Origin of the sequence: Vibrio sp. OPT18 (assembly GCF_015163615.1) — a bacterium.
Taxonomy (GTDB): Bacteria; Pseudomonadota; Gammaproteobacteria; order Enterobacterales; family Vibrionaceae; genus Vibrio; species Vibrio coralliirubri.
Genome location: NZ_JADDYK010000028.1, coordinates 51,885 through 70,865, shown reverse-complemented (window position 1 = coordinate 70,865; position 18,981 = coordinate 51,885). Strand labels below are relative to the sequence as shown.

Here is an 18,981-nt window from a genome sequence, read left to right as displayed (position 1 = left end):
AACCTAACATGCATCGCCTATTAATCAATGCTTTAACACAAGCCTATTAGTCCATCACCTCCTTGTTCAACCGCGCACTATTTAGCTCTCATCACTCTAGTTTATAAATATAACTATCAATTCATTAATTATTATCAATTACTGCCGATAAATAAGTACCTATGATAGAAAGCTCAATAACAAACTTCCTTAAAACCACTTAACAACACCTCAATGAAGACAGGATAGTGAATTCATGTTCGAGAAATACAAAAATCAAAGTGTTGGCTTCCAACTTAAGTTGGTCATTTTGCTGTGCTTGCTTATCGCTTTTGGCTCCATTGCGACACTCGTGTATAGAAATGCCTCTCAGGTGTTATTAGACAACACGTTAAAAGAACACCAATCCAAAGTAGAAGCGATGGCCAAAACCATCTCTGGTCAGTTCGATGCCTACCTGCACACCGCCAAAGTTTTAGAATCCACTTTTCGTAACGGTTACCTAGCAGGTGTTTATGTTGAAAGTTATGACGTTGAGTTCAACGGTCATTCCATTCCTAACATGACTCAATATGGTGAGAGCCTAATTAACGACACCAAACTGGTTGATAGCTTTACCCGTGACACCGGCGCCGTAGCGACCTTATTTGCCCCATTTGGCAATGACTTTATTCGCGTGTCTACCTCTCTTAAGAAACCTTCTGGTGAGCGAGTCGTTGCGACCACACTAGGGAAAAGTCATCCAGGCTATAGCAAACTCAAAAATGGCCAGCCTTATTACGCGCAAGTACAGCTATTTGGTCAGCGTTACATTACCTACTATGCACCTTTAACCAATGCACAGGGCAAAGTAAACGGCGTTTCTTTCATTGGCTTACCAGTAGAAGAGGCGACTCAAAACCTGTTTGAATCTTTACGCTCGGTTTCTTGGGGTGACACCGGATACACCATCATTGTTGATAACGAGAAAGAACACCAAGGCCAATACTTGTTGCACCCTACGAACGTTGGCGGTGGTAAATCGATTGTTGACGTGGCTGACTACGACGGTAACAAACCTTTCTATCAGATCTTTGAACAGCCATCAGGGCTAATTCGATACCCATATGAGTATCAAGAAACCGTTGGTGAAAAGTACCTGGTATACACCGAAGTTCCGGGTTGGAATTGGAAACTGCTTGGCGGTACTTTTATCAAGGAAGTGACTAAAGGCAGCGACGAATTACTCAAGCTTATCGCCATTATTGCCACCTTGATTGCTGCCACTACCATCGTCGCGTTAACCTTCGTGTTGAACCGCACACTGACGCCGCTAACGACGTTAAACGAGTACATGCTACGTCTAGGAAAAGGCGAAGTGAGCCTGCATATTCCAAACAATGGTAAGCAGACCAAGAACGAGATCAGCAATCTGAATACCGGTGTTGCGAACATGGCAGCCCAGCTGAACACACTCGTGGGCGAGATTCGTGCAACCAGTGACCAAGTACAGAACAGCTCAAGCAGTGTGTCACAAGATGCTAGCCACAACTTGAGTCAATCTGATCGCCAACAAGCACAGGTTGAGCAAGTCGTTACTGCCATAGAAGAGATGGCCACCTCTGCTGAATCAGTAGCGCAGCAAGTGAACAGCATTGCTGAAAATGTTCGCCTAGCTAATGAAGACAGCCAGAAAGGTTTAGAAGTCGTTGAAGGTGTGTGTATTGATGTTGCCCAGCTGAACGATCAATTAGACAAATCAGCCTCGGCCATCGAGCAAGTAAGCGCTGATAGCGAAAGCATTCAAACCGTCACCAAAATGATTGACGACATTGCAGAGCAAACCAACTTGCTTGCATTAAACGCTGCAATAGAAGCGGCGCGTGCGGGTGAGCAAGGTCGTGGCTTCGCCGTAGTAGCCGATGAAGTAAGAACATTGGCTCATCGCACACAAACGTCAGTCCAAGACGTAGTGAGCATCATCGAGAAGCTAAAATCTTCGACCCATAATGCCGTAAACCTGATGACGCAAAGCCAATCGAATGCCAACCAAGTACTCGATAAAGCGCAAGAAGCAGGCACCGCACTAGAGTCGATTGCTTCTCAAGTTGAATCTATTGCTTCTCAAGCTGAAACCATTGCTGCGACATCAGAAGAGCAAGCTCAGGTTTCTCAAGAGATAGCAGCGAACGCGCATGCGATCAGCGACTTGAACCAACAAAGCCGTGAAACCAGCGCTAAGACCTCTCACAGTGCTGATGAACTTCAGAAACAAGCGGAATCGTTGAAAAATCAAGTTAACTTCTTTAGCTAGAAGCTGAGTTCTCTGTTTTATCAGCGACTCGCTCATAACTAATAGAGCCAACCATTCGTTGGCTCTATCTCTTCACTGACTGGTTCTATCTACTCTCGGATTGCCGTTAACCAACACAGCTGCGTTTATTCTAGCGCCCCACTATGCTTCCTGTTAAAATTTTGGACTTGAAATTTCTACCTCGAGTTCGCAATGATTTACCAATGCCCTTTGTGTCACCAACCTTTATCTCAAAACGATCGTACGTTTAAGTGTGAGAAGAACCATCAGTTCGACCTAGCGAAAGAAGGCTATGTCAATTTGATGCCTGCGCACCACAAACGCTCAAAAGATCCAGGTGACAACAAAGAGATGATGCAGGCACGTCGTCGCTTCCTTGAAGGTAACCACTATGACCCAATGCGCCAAGCTGTGGTAACATTGTGTTCTCGCTATCTACCAGAAGAGGCGCCTAGCCTATTGGATATTGGTTGTGGCGAAGGTTATTACACCAACGAAATTGCAGTGAATCTTGAAGAAAAGAATGGTGCGACTTTTGGCCTAGACATTTCTAAGATTGCTATCAAATACGCCGCTAAACGCTACCCTGCTGTCGACTTCTCAGTTGCATCAAGCCATCGCCTACCCTTTGCTGAAAACAGCTTAGACGGCATTCTACGCATTTACGCGCCTTGCAAGGCTGAAGAGCTACAACGCACCATCAAAGATAATGGTGTGGTGATCACCGTGACACCAGCCAGCCGACACCTGTATCAACTGCGTGATGCAATTTATGATGGCGTTCGCTTGCACGACGAAGATCCAGAAGTGATCGAAGGTTTTACGCTTGAGCACCAAGAGCAACTAAACTATATGATGGAACTATCGGGGTCAGATGCATTCGACCTGCTACAGATGACGCCGTTTGCTTGGAAGGCGAGTGAAGAGTTTAAACAACAACTCACCGAGGCAGAGCAATTCAACTGTGAAGCTGACTTTATGCTGCGAGTGTACCGCAAACAAATTTAATTGATATTGATTATCGTTTGCATTGAAATCTTATCTTGCCTCCTTTAGTATGCGTGTTCTTCAAGGAGGCATTTCATGCAACGTATTATTCTTATCGGATTAGCTACTCTTCTCACGGCTTGTGCTAATCAACCTGCAAAAGACACTTCTCAAAAAGTGGCTCAAACGGAATCCGTTTCCACATTCTATGGCTACCAGTTCGCTTCTCCACAAGGCGAAACACTTTCTCTCGATGCATTACCCGAGCAGCTGATTGACGCTGATGTGGTTCTTATTGGCGAATGGCACACGCATTCTGCTATTCACCGCTTCCAAACCGACTTCTTAAAAGCACGCCGCAACGCAACATCCAACATTGCGCTTTCAATGGAACAGTTCACTCGAGAACACCAAGCCACACTTGACCAATACTTAAACGGTGAAATTGGCGAACAAACTCTCATGTCTCAAGCGGCTGCTTGGCCAAATTACGAAAGTGATTACCGCGCGTTAGTTGAGTTCGCAAAAGCTAACGACGTCGATGTTATTGCAGCAAACGCACCAAAGCCATTTGTGCAGTGTATTGGCCGTAAAGGATTGCCTTATCTTGAGCAGTTATCAACCGAGCAACGCCAGTGGATTGCTGCCGAAGTGGATACTGGTGATAGCCCTTACAAAGAAAAGTTCATGGCTTCTATGCACCACGGCACGCCAGAGCAAACAGAAAAGCAGTTTGCTGCTCAGGTTACCTGGGACGAAACCATGGCTGAGTCGATTGTGGATTACCTAGCATCAAACCCTGATAAACAAGTAATTCATGTGGCTGGCAAGTTCCACACCGAGGGTGGTTTAGGGACAGCAGCATCAATTCTACGTCGTAACCCTGATTTAAAAGTCGCCATCATCAGCCCAGTTGAAGCGATCTCAGCGGATAGCGGTGATTATCAGCTTGAAGTGCTTGCGCCGCCGGCTCGCTTTGTTAAGAAAGAGAACCGCATGAAGGCATACAAGCACCTGTCAAAACGCAGCGCTAGCCTAGAGTGTGAGTAAGGTCTGTTGTTCCACTCTTCTCAGCTAAAGAGTCGATGGGCTAATCCTAGATAATTAGCCCATCGTCACGACTTGATCACGTTCCCATCATTCATCCTAACTCTATCTAAAATCAAACATTCTTATCGGCACAAGACTTGCTTAGTAAATAGACGATTTAACCAAGCAGACGAAAATGTAATGTGCGAATAAAAAACATCACTATCGATGATTAATTGCACAAGTTTTTCACACCTCTGCCGATACTATATTTAAGGATAGGTAAGGAGAGCGATATGACGCCAGTAGGAACGAGTAATACTCAGCTGTATTCACCTTCGCAAATGAATGCACAAGCTAAAAGCACTGAAGCTGAAAAGCCTGCACCGCTTAAGGTTGAGCAAAATACCGTGAAGCTTTCTGATGAAGGCAAAGCCCTATTATCTGCACTTAAAGAAATCGATAAAGAAGCTAAGAAAGTCGAAGCTGAAAACGCGACCGTTACCGATAAGGTTGAGTCATTTGCTCATGGCGCTCTAGGTATGGATCACCCAGATAAGATAGAAGAAGAGGACGATGGTTCTTATTCAGCAGGGCAATACATATCCGCAGCGGCAACCGTTGGTGGCATCCTACTCGCTTTAATCTAACTTTATCCCCTATTACTGCACCTTCCTCTCTGCATTAAAGCGATTTGTCGTCACGACAACAGACCCGATTTGGTCTAAAAAACGAGTTCATTCCATAATTCCGCTCTCATTTTAATGGAATAATACTCGTGAAAAACACTTTTGAGCTTATTGACAAGCCGACCTTCTTTGGTGCTATTGCACTCCTACTCACGATAGTTTTCCCGCTCATTTTGTTCCCAACACAGGGCGCAGACTGGATTGCGGTTGCGAAAACATTCATGACTGACCAACTTGGATTTCTATATCTTGCTCTAGGCCTCGCGGCTTGTGCATTTATGGTTTACGTTGTGTTCAGTGATATGGGACAAATTAAACTGGGCGAAGCCGATGAAGAACCTGAATTCAAAACAGCATCATGGGCTGCAATGTTATTTTGTGGCGGTATCGGTGCAAGTATCTTGTACTGGGGCTGTATTGAGTGGGCTTACTACTACCAATCACCGCCTTTCCAACTAGAACCTGGCAGTGAAGAAGCAGTTCGTTGGGCTGCAACGTACGGTTTGTTCCACTGGGGACCAATCGCGTGGTCTATCTACCTGATCCCTGCGATTCCTATCGCTTACTTCTTCTATGTACGTAAACAGCCAGTTCTAAAGATCTCTAGTGCGTTAATGCCTGTTCTTGGTGAACACCGCAGTAAAGGCGTACCTGGAAAAATCGTCGATATCCTTTTCATTTTCGGTCTATTAGGCGGCGCTGCAACAACACTAGGTTTAGCTGCACCTCTAATCACTGAAGGTCTGAATCACCTATTTGGTCTACCTAAAAACAACCTAACGCAAGTGATGGTGCTTTTAGTGTGTACAGCGATTTTTGCTTACTCATCTTATGCTGGATTGGAAAAAGGCATCAAGATCCTAAGTAACATCAACTTCTGGGGTGCGATGGGGCTACTGGCTTTCGTTCTGATCGCGGGTCCAACAATCTTCATGCTAGAAACAGGTTTAGACTCGATTGGTCGTCTGTTATCTAACTTCTTCGTAATGGCAACGTGGGCTGAACCATTTGGTGGTTACGGTACATTCGAAAACACTCACTTCCCACAAGACTGGACGATTTTCTACTGGGCATGGTGGCTAGTATTTGCACCGAGTATGGGTCTGTTTGTTGCGCGTATCTCTCGCGGCAGAACCATCAAACAAATGGTATCAGGTTCGATCTTCTTTGGTTCTCTAGGTTGTTTCCTATTCTTCATGATCTTAGGTAACTACGGCCTATCACTGCAGCTTTCTGGTGAGCTAGATGTCGTTGCGATTTTGAATGCGGAAGGCGCAACCAAAGCTATCTTCTCGATGCTTGCACAATTGCCAATGAGCACACTGGTTATCGCTGTATTTACAATGCTGTGTATTATTTTCACGGCAACAACATTTGACTCTATCTCATACATCCTGGCGTCTGTTGTACAAAACAACGTGACCGAAGAGCCAATGCGTTGGAACCGTATGTTCTGGGCATTTACTCTGTCGTTCTTGCCAACAATTCTGATGTTCTTGGGCGGTCTAAGTACGCTACAAACGGCGGCGATTGTTGGTGGCTTACCGCTGCTTGCTATCTCTGTCATGTTGATGATTTCAGCGGTTCGTGCGACTAACCTCGACCTACGCCATCAAGATGCGTACATCGAGCCAACGATCAACATCGAAGAACTACCAGACATGGACCCTTGGTCTGCTGAAGGTATGGCGCTGGCTCAATTTGAGAAAGAAAGAGATGCAGCACAAGAAGCTGCAGAACTTGAGCGTGTTGCTTACACAGAACTTGCCGCAGTGAAGAAAGAGATTCGCGCTTATGTGTTAGAACAGGGTTCACAAATGGAAACTCACGAGTTACCAGAGAACCTACAACAAGCACTTGAGCAGGCCGAGAGCAATCTTAGTGCCGCACAAGCGAAAAAGATCGAGTTATCTGAGCAAGCTCAGAATGCTCGTATCACGTTCAACCAGGTGGTTGCAGACTTACCGCTTGCTTGACATTAGCCATGACACAGTCCATTGATTTGGACCCTCCTAAATACGACAAAGGCTCACAGAAATGTGAGCCTTTTTTTATTCGGGTGATTGACTAGTCTTCGTTAACTAGCGGTTCGGGTGATTCAAAATGTGATCTTCCCAATCCACCACATCAATTTCGTATACCACTTTGTTACGAACGCTTTCACCTGCTGCATGCATCTCTGCTTTTGATCCGGTGATCAATGGGTGCCACTCAGGGATCGGCTTAGATTCTGATAGAAGACGGTAAGCACAAGTGTCTGGTAGCCAGTGAAACTCATCGATCTTGTCACGAGTCAGCTTCAAACACTCTTCACCTGAAGTGAAGCGGTTCGGGTAGTCTTTACACGAACACGTTTTGTCGTTTAACCAGCTACACGCCACATTGGTGTAGTAAACTTCATCGCTATCTTCATCCATTAGTTTATGCAGGCAGCACTTACCACAACCGTCGCAAAGTGATTCCCACTCGTTCTCGGTCATTTGCTCTAGTGTCTTTTCTTGCCAAAATGGATTCGTCATAGGATTACTTCTTACTCTTTTACTGGGGTGCGTGTTATACCGCTAGCCCATAAAAAGTTCAAGGATAATAATTGTTCATTCTTTGATTCAATCAACAGCTGTCACTCTCATCATTTTTTGCTACTATCGCGCACCCTGTTATTTAGTGAGTTTAATTTGATGGAATGTCGCCTAGGTTGTGGAGCATGTTGTATCGCTCCGAGTATTACATCTGCTATTCCTGGAATGCCTAATGGTAAGCCTGCTGGCGTACGCTGCATCCAATTAAATGAGCAAGATCTCTGCAAATTGTTTGGTCAGCCTTCACGCCCGAAGGTATGTCACCAATTCAAAGCTTGCCCTATCATTTGTGGTAAGACCGACCAAGAAGCCCTTGATAACCTGATCGAGTTAGAAGCCATTACCTAAAATTAGTTGGCCTTTTCTTCCTCCTATATGCCCAAGATTTCACAATTCTGCGAAATCTAAACTATCTTGTTGATACTGGTACAGATTAATAAGGATCGTTATGAATAGGTATATCGCAGAAATGTTCGGTACATTTTGGTTGGTGTTAGGTGGTTGTGGTAGTGCCGTCTTAGCCGCCGCTTTTCCCGATGTAGGTATCGGCTTACTCGGGGTTTCCCTAGCGTTTGGTTTAACCGTACTCACCATGGCTTTTGCTATTGGCCATATATCCGGCTGTCATCTCAACCCTGCTGTGACAATAGGTCTTTGGAGCGGTGGTCGCTTTGATGCCAAAGACGTCGCACCTTACATTATTGCCCAGGTCATTGGCGGTATTATCGCGGGTGGTGTGTTATTCGTGATTGCTTCAGGCCAAGCAGGCTTTGACGCTGCGGCATCTGGCTTTGCTTCAAATGGTTACGGTGAACACTCACCGGGCGGCTATTCACTTACCGCTGCACTGGTCTGTGAAGTGGTCATGACCATGGTATTCCTATTCGTGATCATGGGTGCAACTGATTCAAAAGCGCCTGCTGGGTTTGCACCCATTGCAATTGGTCTCTGTTTGACCTTGATTCACCTTATCAGTATTCCTGTAACCAACACCTCTGTGAACCCTGCTCGAAGTACCGGCGTGGCTGTGTTTGTCGGTGATTGGGCCGTTTCGCAATTATGGTTATTCTGGGTTGCACCGATTATTGGTGCCGTGATTGGCGCGATGATATACAAAGCGGTAAGAGGTTCAGATTAGTGTACAACTAACCTATTGTAATCAGTTAAGTTTAATCTATTGAAGCAGCTTAACTGATTACATATTCCTAAAGAATCAATCCCCTCTATCCTGCAACTCAATATTATCATCGCTACACAAGTGGATAGTAAAATCCATTAGACACAAAGCTCTAACTTCACACTAATGAAATAGAATTATTGTTCTAAATCACAAACTTTAAAACACACCCATAAACCTTACCTAATGTTGTATATTTCTCTTGAGTATTCAAATACATATGAAATGAGTCATTACAATAACAAAATAAAAAATAGTAATAAAAACAAAAGATTACCACTATCATTCCGTCCGACCGCAGTGGTCTACATAACTAAAATTATCGGAATATACAGTGAAAAAAACAATTATAGCGCTAAGCACTTTGGCATTAGCTTCAACTTCAGTTTCTGCATTTGACCTTAACCCTGAGTTTTTTGTTGGTGGCGGTGTTGGTTATCACCATGCAAAGTTTGAATATAAATTTAATGACGTTGATGAAGTTGACGGTAACGCCTCTGGTAAAGAGTCAAACACAGCGAAAGGTGCAGCTTTTAGTGTACGTACAGGCGCTTACTTAACTCCAAATCATCGTGTAACGTTGACTGCAAATTTTACAGGTGATAACGAGCTTTACAAAGATAGCTACGGTGATTTAGATGAGCTAAAGCAATCTGAATATCTAGCTTCTTACGACTATTTTCATTACTTGAATTCAGAGTTTTCTCTATTTGGTGGTGTAACTGCTGGCATCGTTCAAAATAAGCATACAGTGAGCTGGGACGAAGAGGGAGATAGCGGTAAAGAAACTAACAAAGAGACTGATTTTACCTACGGTCTGCAAGTAGGTGCTCAATACAAGATCAACACGAATTGGTCTGCAGATCTTCAATACCGTCATATGTTTGAGTCAAGTTCAGTATCTGAGTCTGATTCGTGGGATACTGGCTACTACAAAGATACGTATACAGTGAAAAACCACGGTGAATTAACACTGAGCGTAGATTACCGTTTCTAATTTTCGCTAGTAATTCCCTCTAAAATACGAAAGCCGCTCAATGAGCGGCTTTTTTTAGATCTTATGACGACCGAGTAAGGAGTGCGAAAGCGTGGTGCCATCCACCAGCTCTAGCTCACCACCAACGGGAACACCATGAGCGATACGGCTTGCGTTCACTTCATGGGCATTACATAGCTCAGCAATGTAGTGCGCTGTCGCTTCCCCTTCAACTGTTGGGTTAGTCGCTAGGATTACTTCAGAGATATCACCACGGCGTAAGCGGTAGTCCAGAACATCGAGACCGATATCACTTGGACCAATACCATCAAGTGGTGAAAGGTGACCCATAAGCACAAAGTAACGACCAGAATATTGGCCTGTTGCTTCGATAGCTGCAATGTCTGCTGGGCTCTCTACTACACAGATTTGACCATTTTCCTGACGTTTAGGATTGGTACAAATGTGGCAGGTATCTTCTTCAGTAAAAGTACGGCACTCATTACAGTGACCAATTTCGGTCATTGCTTGGCTAAGAGCTTCAGCCAACTGTAGGCCGCCTTTTCTATCGCGCTGTAACAAATGAAAGGCCATACGCTGCGCCGACTTGGGGCCAACCCCAGGTAGACAACGTAAGGCCTCCATCAAATGCTCCAGCATATGACTGGTACGCATATTTAACCGTTCTAATTTTCAAGTAACTATTTACTCAAGATAAACCGCAGCTTGAATAAACCTTTAGAAATAGTTTCTTAGAAAGGCATCTTCATACCTGGTGGAAGTTGCATTCCGCCAGTTACGCTAGCCATTTTCTCTTTTTGAGTTTCTTCAACGCGACGAGCCGCATCGTTGAAAGCAGCAGCGATAAGATCTTCAAGCATCTCTTTATCGTCTTCCATTAGGCTTTCATCGATATCAACACGGCGAACGCTGTGGCTACCAGTGATCGTTACTTTTACAAGGCCAGCACCTGACTCACCTGTAACTTCCATATTTGCGATTTCTTCTTGAAGCTTTTGCATGCGCTCTTGCATTTGCTGGGCTTGCTTCATCATGTTGCCCATACCGCCTTTACCAAACATGTTAATACTCTCTGGTCTAATTGGTTTATTAAAATTAATTAAGCTATACGTGCTTAAATGGGGGTTAAGCCAGTGCGATTCAACCCCTCGATGTTCAGTTCTCAGATTTGCTTATCTGGGATGATACGCCAGTCACTAAAAGAGAAACGTTCTAAATAGGACGAACGCTGTCTCTGTCGAGTTCAGCGGCAAAACGTCTTTCGATAAACTGTACGTTGGCATCGTTTTCCAAACTGGTAAACGCGTCTTTCAACTTGCCTTGGTACAACCTTTCTCGTAATTCTAGTGGTGTTTCTCCACCATCACCGATTTCAACACTCAAATGACACTCTTCTCCGAGCACTGTATTGAGAGACTGCAATAGCTCACTCTGTGCACGGTCCGTATTCAAGTGAGCTTGGCTCGCCCTTAACGTTAAAGTGATTGATGTGTCGTTTTTAGCAAACACTGAGTTCAATGCTAACTGTTCAACAAGCTTGGCTGTCTCTAGCTTTTGAATCGTAGCGGACCATTCATCTTGAGCAATCGACTCTTGAAGCAATTTATCGACCATTTCTGGTGTCTTAATATGCTCTAACGCACGCTTGATCTGAGTAGGTGTAAGCTCTTTGCTCACCTCTTTCACTACAGGTTTAGACGGTTTCCAGCGATAGGGTTCATTATCGTTGGTCACATTTTCTGTCGAAGAGGCTGATAAAGAAGCTGGCGACACCCGCTCAGAACCACCGTGTTGCTGAGCAACTCGATCAAGAACTGAAGTTTTAGCTGGTGTCGCTTTAGCCTTTTTTGGCGCCGAGCCTTTGTTTTCTGTTGCCGAACTGCCTCTACGTTGAGAACGTAATTGGTGGCGTAAACCACTCACAGGCGAAGTTGCACGCGCTGGCTGCTCTTGCGGAGCAGAAGGTGCAGCGCTTGGCTGTTGAACCGGACTCTGGTTTTGATAATTCGTTTGTTGCTGCTGAGGCTGCTCTGCACCGTAACTTGGACGCTCATCATAAGCAGGAGGCGCGTCATACTGGCTATGCGGGTAATCCTGCTCTGGATAACCTTGGTTGCCTGAGTGATCAGCGTAACCTTGCGAATCTGAATACTGTGCTTGATTCTGCTGCGGAGCCTGTTGTACGGGTTGCTGCTGCATAGGCTGCTGTTGAGGCGCCTGTTGTTGCATCTGAGGCTGTCTCGGAGCTGCCATTGGCGCAGATTGGCTAACAGGCTGAGCAACGCTCTGAGCTTGAGCTGCTGGCGCTGGACTTGTTGACTGAGTCGAGATTACCGTAGCAACCGCTTGTTCAGCCGGTCTAAATGCCAACATGCGTAAAACCACCATCTCAATACCAACGCGAGCGGTTGGCGATAATGGTAAGTCTTCACGACCCTTCAACACGATCTGGTAGTAGAGTTGAATGTCTTGTGGACTTAGCGCTTTACTCAACAGTTCTAGCTTCTCAGCATCCGGCTGTGCTTTATCTAAGGTTGACGGCAGAGCTTGGAACATCGCCAAACGATGCAGTTGAGTCGCAAGCTGATTCAACAAACCATCCCACTCTACGCCATTCTCAGCAAGACTTTGGATACACGCCATCGCTTGTTGTGGCTGCTTACTGCTGATCGCTTCAAGCAAGTGGATAGCTTGGTCGGTATCCAGCGTGCCAAGCATGTGAGCCACGGTGTCTGTCACGACATTGCCGTTACCTAATGCGATAGCTTGGTCCGTAAGGCTTAGCGCATCACGCATACTGCCGTCAGCAGCATGAGCAATCATCCCAAGCGCACGAGACTCAGACGTCACACTCTCTTGTTCAAGAATGTGGTCAAGCTGCTCGTGAATATTATCAACGCTGATCGGCTTAAGATGGAACTGCAGACAACGCGACAAGATAGTCACAGGAAGCTTTTGTGGATCGGTCGTTGCGAGCAAGAATTTCACATACTCAGGCGGCTCTTCTAACGTCTTTAGAAGCGCGTTGAAACTATGCCTAGAAAGCATGTGTACTTCATCGATAAGGTAAACTTTGAAGCGACCACGCGCCGGCTTGTACTGAACATTGTCCAGAAGCTCGCGGGTATCTTCTACCTTTGTACGTGATGCCGCATCGATCTCTAGCAAGTCAACAAAACGACCTTCATCGATCTCTTTACAGGTTGCACATTCACCACAAGGTGTAGAGGTAATGCCTGTTTCACAGTTTAGACCCTTAGCAAATAAACGGCCGATAGTCGTTTTACCGACACCTCGAGTCCCGCTGAACAAGTATGCATGATGCAACCTGTTTTGGCTAAGTGCATTCTCTAATGCTGTTAAAACATGGGCTTGACCAACCACTTCTTTAAATTTGGTTGGTCGCCATTTTCGCGCTAACGCAAGATAGCTCATGAATAATTCCGAAAAGGATTAGTGACCGTCGAATTCGCAGATGCTAAACACTTCTAGACCTAAGCCTTGTAAGCGCTTGTCACCACCGATTTCTGGAAGGTTAATAACAAATGCAGCGTGTTCTACCACACCACCTAGCTGACGAATCAACTTTGTTGTTGCTTCAATCGTACCGCCCGTTGCTAGCAAATCATCAACCATCAACACTTTATCGCCTTCAACGATAGCGTCAGTGTGGATTTCTAGCGTATCAGTGCCGTACTCAAGCTCATAAGATTGTGCCACAGTTTCACGAGGCAGCTTGCCCGGTTTACGAACAGGGATAAAACCAACACCTAGCTCAAGTGCCAAAGGCGCACCAAATAGGAAACCACGAGCTTCAGTACCAACGATCTTAGTAAAGCCCATGTCCTTGTATGTTTCCGCTAGCAGATCGATAGTCGCTTTGTAAGCTGCTGGATCTTCCATCAAGCTTGTTACGTCACGGAACAAAATACCCGCTTTAGGGTAATCAGGAATGCTTTTGATGCTTGCTTTGATCAGAGAGATTTTTTCTGTGTTCATAATCTTATGCACTTCATTAGGCCGCTTTCCAAACTCTCGTTAACGAATTAAACATCAACGTTCGAAATTAAGGAAAGGTACGATTGGTATTCATTGCAACGAGAGTCATAACTCTGGTTGCTGAAATAATAAACGCCCGCTATACAAGCAGGCACACTGGCTTAATGGTAGTGATTTTCTTTGCTGTCAGCAACCAACTCATGAGTTGGAAGTCGCATAAACCATGTGAGAAGAATAACAAGTACGCAAATTAGGAAAGCCTTGACCCAAATGATAGGGGCAAAGTAGATCGATAACGCAAAACTCAACAAGATAAAGAATACGCCACGCGTTTTAACTTGTTTAGTCACAGCACCGTGCTGATACCAATTGTTCAGTAACGGGCCGAGCGTTTTATGCTCATGCATCCATTTGTGAACTTTAGGGTTACTTCGCATGAAGCATGCGCTAGCAAGAAGGAGGAAAGGTGTTGTGGGCAGAACGGGTAAAACTATCCCTAAAACTGCAAGAAATATACAAAGGCCACCAGCAATATTGAGGCTTAAAACTCGAACGCTAATTGTGGCCTCCTTGAGTTAGCTATCGCCAATTGGCGACGATAACGTCACTAGAATGTTGCGTAACCATTGAATACACGGATCAACGTAAGTGTTGCTGGTAGCAATGGAATCATTAAAAATGCGGCTAAAAATCCTAAAAAGTAGAATACATTAAACGGGTCTTGAAAGTCTTTGTTATCTGCCATGATTACTTCTTGTTTTTGTTAGTAAAGGTAAGTGTCTGGCGAACCAAACCCGCTTTGCTAAATCGACATTTAACAAAAAAGGCATAGCAACACCATTTGCGCAACTATACCTTAATCAATTATTCACAAAAACCGAGGAAATATAGGGTTAATCAGTAGACCCTTGATGTATGTCTAAGCTAAAACTCGCCGAACCAAGCAGGCTCAACGAAAGTTGGCAGCCCTGTTCAATCGGCAGATCCCGTGTAATGAAGTTCTTCTTACAATTCTCACCTAAGCGTTCGCCCGCGGCAATATGTTGATTCAATTCACCATTCGACCATTGTCCATCTAAACCCGCAGGCAAAATAGAGATAGTACCCTCGGCAAGATTGGCGACACCAAACAAAGCGTTAACGGGCGTTGCGCATTTCGAGCACTCAATCCCCTTCTCTAAAATCTCGGCAATATCTTTGAGATCAACATTAAAATCTTTTCGATTTCTTATGTAATCGTGGAATAAGGCTCTCACCAGCAGTGTTGACGCTGAACTGCCATTATCGGCAGAAGACGAATCGACGAGGTAAAAAGCAAATTGCCCATTCATCATCCAAGCGTAATCAAAGACGAGTGGCATCATCTCTGTTGATTGCAGTAGTCGGTAACTGCAACGCCATGAGCCTTGTCGTGTGTCTTTCTCTGGTAGCAACGCGTGCAATAAGTCTCTTGCCGCACTAGGGTTCTCTTGCAGGTAATTCAGGTGCCAATGTAGCTCTTGGTCTTCAGGGATCTCTCCCCCGTCATCAACGCAGAACCATTGGCTTGAAAAATCTCGTTGGTCTGAAATGTTATCGAACGAATCTGTCAATGTATTCGCAATCGCACTTCCTAAGTGACCGTGATCCTCTAACGGTTTCGCTAAAAAATCTTTAATACCAAATCGCAATGCTTTCGCCACATCAGACATGTCATCTGTGCCGGACACAACGATCATAGGCAGCGACGGGTACTCTAAACTGAGCTCTTCCACAAGCTCGATGCCATCAAGTATCGGCATTGATAAGTCACACACAATTAAATCTGGCGCTGAGTCTCTAAGCTTTTGCAGAGCGTCCAGCCCATTTTCAGCCTCAACCACTTTATAACCAACCTTGTCTAGGTATGCGCTGGTTATCCGGCGAAAAATAGGATCATCATCAACCAACATCACGCATTTTTGGTTAATTACTTCCTGAGCCGAGGTCATTACTGGCTGACTGTGAGTTTTGTACATAATCTATAACCTCACAAAACTAAGTCGAATTATTATTGTTATCTGTTCTAAGAACTAATATAAAACTTAGTAATAAAATGCTAAATACACAAATTTGCACTCTTTGCTGGTAATTCGTGACGAGGGTTGGAATACTTGTAAATAGTGCAACGAGTTGACGTAACGCAAACATTGATCTCACTGTTACGTATAAATTAGATGAGATTGTAAACAAATGTGTCTGGATTTATGAAATTAGATGATTTAAACCTCTTTCGACTCGTCGTTGAAAATGGGAGCTACACCGCAACATCGCGCAAGACTATGATTCCGGTTGCGACCATCACACGACGCATCCAAGCCTTAGAAGACTCTTTGAACCTTAGGCTTCTCAATAGACACGCGCGTAAACTTTCTTTAACAGAGGCTGGCGAACGTTTCTACAATGAATGCTCTCCGTTATTGCAGCGTCTCTCTTCTACTGCTGAAGAGTTAACTGACGTGTGCAAAGGAGCTTCCGGTAAGATTCGTATTACGGCACCTTCCAACCTGACCAAGCGCATGATGATGCCAATGTTCAGCGATTTCATGACTCAATACCCTGATATCAATATTGAGCTGATGATGAACAACCAAGCGGATCAGCTGGACCCAACTGAGTGGGACGTGATTTTCCGTGTCGGCCCACAACGTGATTCAAGCCTAATCGCTCGAAAAATCAGTGAAGTAAAAGATATTCTTATCGCGAGCCCTGAGTATTTAGCGAAGAACCCAGCACCAAGCCATGCTGAAGAGCTAGCGAACCATTCGCTACTCAAAGGCTACCCGCTGATTAAGTGGCAGCTGAGTAATTCGAATGAAGAGACGGTGGTGAATAGCGAGAAAGGCCGTTTCAATGCGAATGCGCTTAATGTCGTGAGACAAGCCTGTTCAGAAGGCCTAGGTATCACCCTAATGCCTGACGTGATGATCCGTGAATACATTGAAGATGGCAGCTTAGTCCAAGTCTTAGAAGACTGGAGCGCTAACCCTCGTGATATTTACATGCTTTATAACCACAAAGACCATCTACCAGAGAAAGTTAGATTGTTTATTGATTTTGTGATCGCGTACCACATTCATTAAGGTCAATCCCCTTCTCCGTAAACAAAAAAACCAGAGCCGATGCTCTGGTTTTTTATATTCTTGCCACTAACGAAAACTAAGCACCTTCGTTGTGTAACTCTAGGTTCGCTAGATCTTGTTGAATCTCACGCTGAACCTTTGAGTCGTCATTACGCAAAGAGTCTAGGAAATCTAGGTACGCTTGGTCGATATCACCCGTTACATACTCGCCGTTAAATACAGAAGTATCGAAACGAGAAATGTCTTGATTGCCCATGCCCACTGCCGAAATCAGATCTGGTAGTGTTTGGAAAATCAAGGCATCTGCGCCAATCTGCTTACAAATCGTTTCGTTATCACGACCATGAGCAATCAGCTCTGTCGCGCTCGGCATATCAATACCGTAAACGTTAGGGAAGCGAACCTCTGGAGCTGCTGAAACCATGAACACTTTGTTTGCGCCAGAATCACGAGCCATTTCAATGATCTGCTCTGATGTTGTGCCGCGAACGATAGAGTCATCAACCAATAGAACGTTCTTACCTTTAAACTCAGAACGGATTGCGTTCAGCTTACGGCGAACCGACTTCTTACGCTGTTGCTGACCAGGCATAATGAACGTGCGGCCAACATAACGGTTTTTTACGAAACCTTGACGGTATGGCTTATTGATCGCTTGAGCGATTCGCAGCGCAATATCGTTTGATGTTTCAGGGATTGGGATAACCACATCAATATCTAAGTCTGCGTACTCTTCTTTAATACGCTTACCAAGCATCTCACCCATCTCAACGCGTGCGCTGTAAACCGAGATTTTATCGATGAATGAATCTGGGCGTGCAAAGTATACAAACTCAAAGATACATGGGTTTAGTTGTGGGTTGTCTGCACATTGCTTAGTGAAAAGCTCACCGTCGAATGTTGCGTAGATAGCTTCACCTGGCGCTACGTCGCGCATGAAGTCGAAGCCAACAGCATCGAGTGCTACCGATTCAGACGCAACCATGTACTCTGTTTTACCATTAACTTCACGCTTACCAAGACACAGTGGACGAATACCATGTGGGTCACGGAATGCGATCATACCGTGGCCGATGATCATCGCAGTTACGGCGTAAGCACCGCGAATTGTGCGGTGCACATTTGCCACAGCGCGGAAAACATCATCCGAAGTCACGTTACCTTTAACAGTATCGATCTCATGAGCCAATACGTTCAGTAGAACTTCAGAGTCAGAGGTTGTGTTTACATGGCGACGGTCTTTTTCGAACAACTTCTCACGAACTTCGTTTGCGTTCGTCAGGTTACCGTTGTGCGCCAACGTAATGCCAAAAGGAGAGTTTACGTAGAAAGGCTGAGCTTCAGACGCACTTGAACTACCCGCTGTAGGATAACGAACATGGCCAATACCAACTTCACCTTGTAGGCGCTGCATGTGTTTTGCTTCAAAAACATCTTTTACTAAACCGTTCGCCTTACGCAGACGGAAACGATTGCTTTCTATGGTACAAATACCAGCGGCATCTTGGCCACGATGCTGCAATACCGTTAAAGCGTCATAAATAGACTGGTTTACAGGTGTTGAACCCACGATTCCAACAATACCACACATGTCCTAATCCTCGATTTTTCGACATTAACTGGCGCTAGAGCGCGCCAGATAAGAAACTAGATGTTGCTTGTAAATGCTCGAAGAACGGCGCAATGATTCGACTAAATTCCGGAACCAATTGCGAATTCTTCCACCACTCAGAACTTGGGAATGCAGTAAACGCATCCATGAAAAACAACACTGCAGAAACAATCAAAACACCACGTAAGCCACCAAAGACGACACCGAGGATTCTGTCTGTACCTGACAGGCCTGTTTTCTGAACTAGCTGACCGATGACATAGTTAACTAAGGCACCAACAACTAACGTTGCAACAAACAATGCTGCTATCGCAGTTCCGTTTCGAAACATCTCATCTTCGATATTGGTGAAGTACATCGCTAATTTAGCGTAGTACTGGCTAGCAATAAAAAATGCTCCAAACCAAATTACGAGTGACAAGGCTTCTTTAGCGAAACCACGAACTAAACTGATCACGGCAGAGAAGCCGATCACGCCTAAAATGACAAAATCTAACCAATTCATGAATTCTTCATCTTAAGTTGGCGCGCATTTTAAC

19 protein-coding genes are annotated in these 18,981 nt (G+C 44.9%); 9 read left to right on the top strand and 10 right to left on the bottom strand.

All coding sequences use genetic code 11. From position 1 onward, the window contains the following. Positions 1–235 precede the first annotated feature (235 nt). From IQQ51_RS05250 to IQQ51_RS05230, 5 genes are all read left to right on the top strand, one after another. Positions 236–2,272 (top strand): methyl-accepting chemotaxis protein, encoded by a 2,037-nt coding sequence (locus IQQ51_RS05250; protein WP_193840540.1) that lies wholly within the window; start codon positions 236–238, stop codon positions 2,270–2,272. A 192-nt stretch (positions 2,273–2,464) separates the two neighbouring features. After that, the gene (gene rlmA / locus IQQ51_RS05245) at positions 2,465–3,280 is read left to right on the top strand and encodes a 23S rRNA (guanine(745)-N(1))-methyltransferase (protein WP_193840539.1); all 816 of its coding nucleotides are present in this window, start codon (positions 2,465–2,467) and stop codon (positions 3,278–3,280) included. Between the two features lie 75 nt (positions 3,281–3,355). Then, positions 3,356–4,309 (top strand): ChaN family lipoprotein, encoded by a 954-nt coding sequence (locus IQQ51_RS05240; protein WP_193840538.1) that lies wholly within the window; start codon positions 3,356–3,358, stop codon positions 4,307–4,309. A gap of 275 nt (positions 4,310–4,584) precedes the next feature. Further along, the gene (locus IQQ51_RS05235; RefSeq protein WP_193840537.1) at positions 4,585–4,938 is read left to right on the top strand and encodes a hypothetical protein; all 354 of its coding nucleotides are present in this window, start codon (positions 4,585–4,587) and stop codon (positions 4,936–4,938) included. 128 nt (positions 4,939–5,066) lie between these two features. Further along, positions 5,067–6,953, top strand: a complete 1,887-nt coding sequence (locus IQQ51_RS05230) for a BCCT family transporter (protein WP_050651593.1) — start codon at positions 5,067–5,069, stop codon at positions 6,951–6,953. 105 nt (positions 6,954–7,058) lie between these two features. On the opposite strand, the gene IQQ51_RS05225 is transcribed toward IQQ51_RS05230, so the two are convergent. After that, a complete protein-coding gene (locus IQQ51_RS05225; protein ID WP_048610470.1) occupies positions 7,059–7,496 on the bottom strand; it encodes a YcgN family cysteine cluster protein in 438 nt (145 codons plus the stop codon). A gap of 159 nt (positions 7,497–7,655) precedes the next feature. On the opposite strand from IQQ51_RS05225, the gene IQQ51_RS05220 reads away from it, so the two are divergent. The 3 genes from IQQ51_RS05220 (at position 7,656) to IQQ51_RS05210 (ending at position 9,730) form a co-directional block, all read left to right on the top strand. Continuing rightward, positions 7,656–7,904: a YkgJ family cysteine cluster protein gene (locus IQQ51_RS05220; RefSeq protein WP_004734153.1), complete on the top strand. Its 249-nt coding sequence runs from the start codon at positions 7,656–7,658 to the stop codon at positions 7,902–7,904. 100 nt (positions 7,905–8,004) lie between these two features. After that, entirely contained in the window at positions 8,005–8,694 is a 690-nt protein-coding gene (gene aqpZ / locus IQQ51_RS05215) for an aquaporin Z (protein ID WP_048610468.1), read from the top strand. Positions 8,695–9,067: 373 nt separating this feature from the next. Further along, positions 9,068–9,730: an outer membrane beta-barrel protein gene (locus IQQ51_RS05210; RefSeq protein ID WP_193840536.1), complete on the top strand. Its 663-nt coding sequence runs from the start codon at positions 9,068–9,070 to the stop codon at positions 9,728–9,730. A 54-nt stretch (positions 9,731–9,784) separates the two neighbouring features. Here the strand turns inward: IQQ51_RS05210 and recR are convergent, their stop codons facing one another. From recR to IQQ51_RS05175, 7 genes are all read right to left on the bottom strand, one after another. Beyond that, a complete protein-coding gene (gene recR, locus IQQ51_RS05205) occupies positions 9,785–10,384 on the bottom strand; it encodes a recombination mediator RecR (protein WP_019823189.1) in 600 nt (199 codons plus the stop codon). 77 nt (positions 10,385–10,461) lie between these two features. Further along, on the bottom strand, positions 10,462–10,791 hold the full coding sequence (locus IQQ51_RS05200; protein ID WP_017062338.1) for a YbaB/EbfC family nucleoid-associated protein: 330 nt from the start codon (positions 10,789–10,791) through the stop codon (positions 10,462–10,464). A gap of 151 nt (positions 10,792–10,942) precedes the next feature. Next, complete coding sequence (gene dnaX / locus IQQ51_RS05195; protein ID WP_057622326.1) at positions 10,943–13,165, bottom strand: DNA polymerase III subunit gamma/tau; 2,223 nt, start codon at positions 13,163–13,165, stop codon at positions 10,943–10,945. Between the two features lie 18 nt (positions 13,166–13,183). Next, positions 13,184–13,729: an adenine phosphoribosyltransferase gene (apt, locus tag IQQ51_RS05190; RefSeq protein ID WP_019823185.1), complete on the bottom strand. Its 546-nt coding sequence runs from the start codon at positions 13,727–13,729 to the stop codon at positions 13,184–13,186. Positions 13,730–13,890: 161 nt separating this feature from the next. Then, positions 13,891–14,262, bottom strand: a complete 372-nt coding sequence (locus tag IQQ51_RS05185) for a YbaN family protein (RefSeq protein ID WP_029225617.1) — start codon at positions 14,260–14,262, stop codon at positions 13,891–13,893. A 74-nt stretch (positions 14,263–14,336) separates the two neighbouring features. Continuing rightward, positions 14,337–14,474: a hypothetical protein gene (locus IQQ51_RS05180; protein ID WP_017067606.1), complete on the bottom strand. Its 138-nt coding sequence runs from the start codon at positions 14,472–14,474 to the stop codon at positions 14,337–14,339. Positions 14,475–14,622: 148 nt separating this feature from the next. Further along, entirely contained in the window at positions 14,623–15,726 is a 1,104-nt protein-coding gene (locus IQQ51_RS05175) for a response regulator (protein ID WP_048660821.1), read from the bottom strand. Positions 15,727–15,954: 228 nt separating this feature from the next. Here IQQ51_RS05175 and IQQ51_RS05170 point away from each other — a divergent pair, with 228 nt between their 5' ends. Next, the gene (locus tag IQQ51_RS05170; protein ID WP_048660822.1) at positions 15,955–16,830 is read left to right on the top strand and encodes a LysR family transcriptional regulator; all 876 of its coding nucleotides are present in this window, start codon (positions 15,955–15,957) and stop codon (positions 16,828–16,830) included. Positions 16,831–16,906: 76 nt separating this feature from the next. Here IQQ51_RS05170 and purF read toward each other — a convergent pair whose 3' ends face one another. Next, positions 16,907–18,421 (bottom strand): amidophosphoribosyltransferase, encoded by a 1,515-nt coding sequence (purF, locus tag IQQ51_RS05165; RefSeq protein ID WP_048660823.1) that lies wholly within the window; start codon positions 18,419–18,421, stop codon positions 16,907–16,909. A gap of 34 nt (positions 18,422–18,455) precedes the next feature. Continuing rightward, positions 18,456–18,947: a CvpA family protein gene (locus IQQ51_RS05160; protein WP_009848678.1), complete on the bottom strand. Its 492-nt coding sequence runs from the start codon at positions 18,945–18,947 to the stop codon at positions 18,456–18,458. Between the last annotated feature and the right edge of the window lie 34 nt (positions 18,948–18,981).

Excerpts from the sequence above, each read along its gene's own strand:
- IQQ51_RS05250 (WP_193840540.1), top strand. The coding sequence starts at position 236 with ATGTTCGAGAAATACAAAAATCAAAGTGTTGGCTTCCAACTTAAGTTG.
- rlmA (WP_193840539.1), top strand. The coding sequence starts at position 2,465 with ATGATTTACCAATGCCCTTTGTGTCACCAACCTTTATCTCAAAACGAT.
- IQQ51_RS05240 (WP_193840538.1), top strand. The coding sequence starts at position 3,356 with ATGCAACGTATTATTCTTATCGGATTAGCTACTCTTCTCACGGCTTGT.
- IQQ51_RS05235 (WP_193840537.1), top strand. The coding sequence starts at position 4,585 with ATGACGCCAGTAGGAACGAGTAATACTCAGCTGTATTCACCTTCGCAA.
- IQQ51_RS05225 (WP_048610470.1), bottom strand. The coding sequence starts at position 7,496 with ATGACGAATCCATTTTGGCAAGAAAAGACACTAGAGCAAATGACCGAG.
- IQQ51_RS05220 (WP_004734153.1), top strand. The coding sequence starts at position 7,656 with ATGGAATGTCGCCTAGGTTGTGGAGCATGTTGTATCGCTCCGAGTATT.
- aqpZ (WP_048610468.1), top strand. The coding sequence starts at position 8,005 with ATGAATAGGTATATCGCAGAAATGTTCGGTACATTTTGGTTGGTGTTA.
- recR (WP_019823189.1), bottom strand. The coding sequence starts at position 10,384 with ATGCGTACCAGTCATATGCTGGAGCATTTGATGGAGGCCTTACGTTGT.
- IQQ51_RS05200 (WP_017062338.1), bottom strand. The coding sequence starts at position 10,791 with ATGTTTGGTAAAGGCGGTATGGGCAACATGATGAAGCAAGCCCAGCAA.
- dnaX (WP_057622326.1), bottom strand. The coding sequence starts at position 13,165 with ATGAGCTATCTTGCGTTAGCGCGAAAATGGCGACCAACCAAATTTAAA.
- apt (WP_019823185.1), bottom strand. The coding sequence starts at position 13,729 with ATGAACACAGAAAAAATCTCTCTGATCAAAGCAAGCATCAAAAGCATT.
- IQQ51_RS05180 (WP_017067606.1), bottom strand. The coding sequence starts at position 14,474 with ATGGCAGATAACAAAGACTTTCAAGACCCGTTTAATGTATTCTACTTT.
- IQQ51_RS05175 (WP_048660821.1), bottom strand. The coding sequence starts at position 15,726 with ATGTACAAAACTCACAGTCAGCCAGTAATGACCTCGGCTCAGGAAGTA.
- IQQ51_RS05170 (WP_048660822.1), top strand. The coding sequence starts at position 15,955 with ATGAAATTAGATGATTTAAACCTCTTTCGACTCGTCGTTGAAAATGGG.
- purF (WP_048660823.1), bottom strand. The coding sequence starts at position 18,421 with ATGTGTGGTATTGTTGGAATCGTGGGTTCAACACCTGTAAACCAGTCT.
- IQQ51_RS05160 (WP_009848678.1), bottom strand. The coding sequence starts at position 18,947 with ATGAATTGGTTAGATTTTGTCATTTTAGGCGTGATCGGCTTCTCTGCC.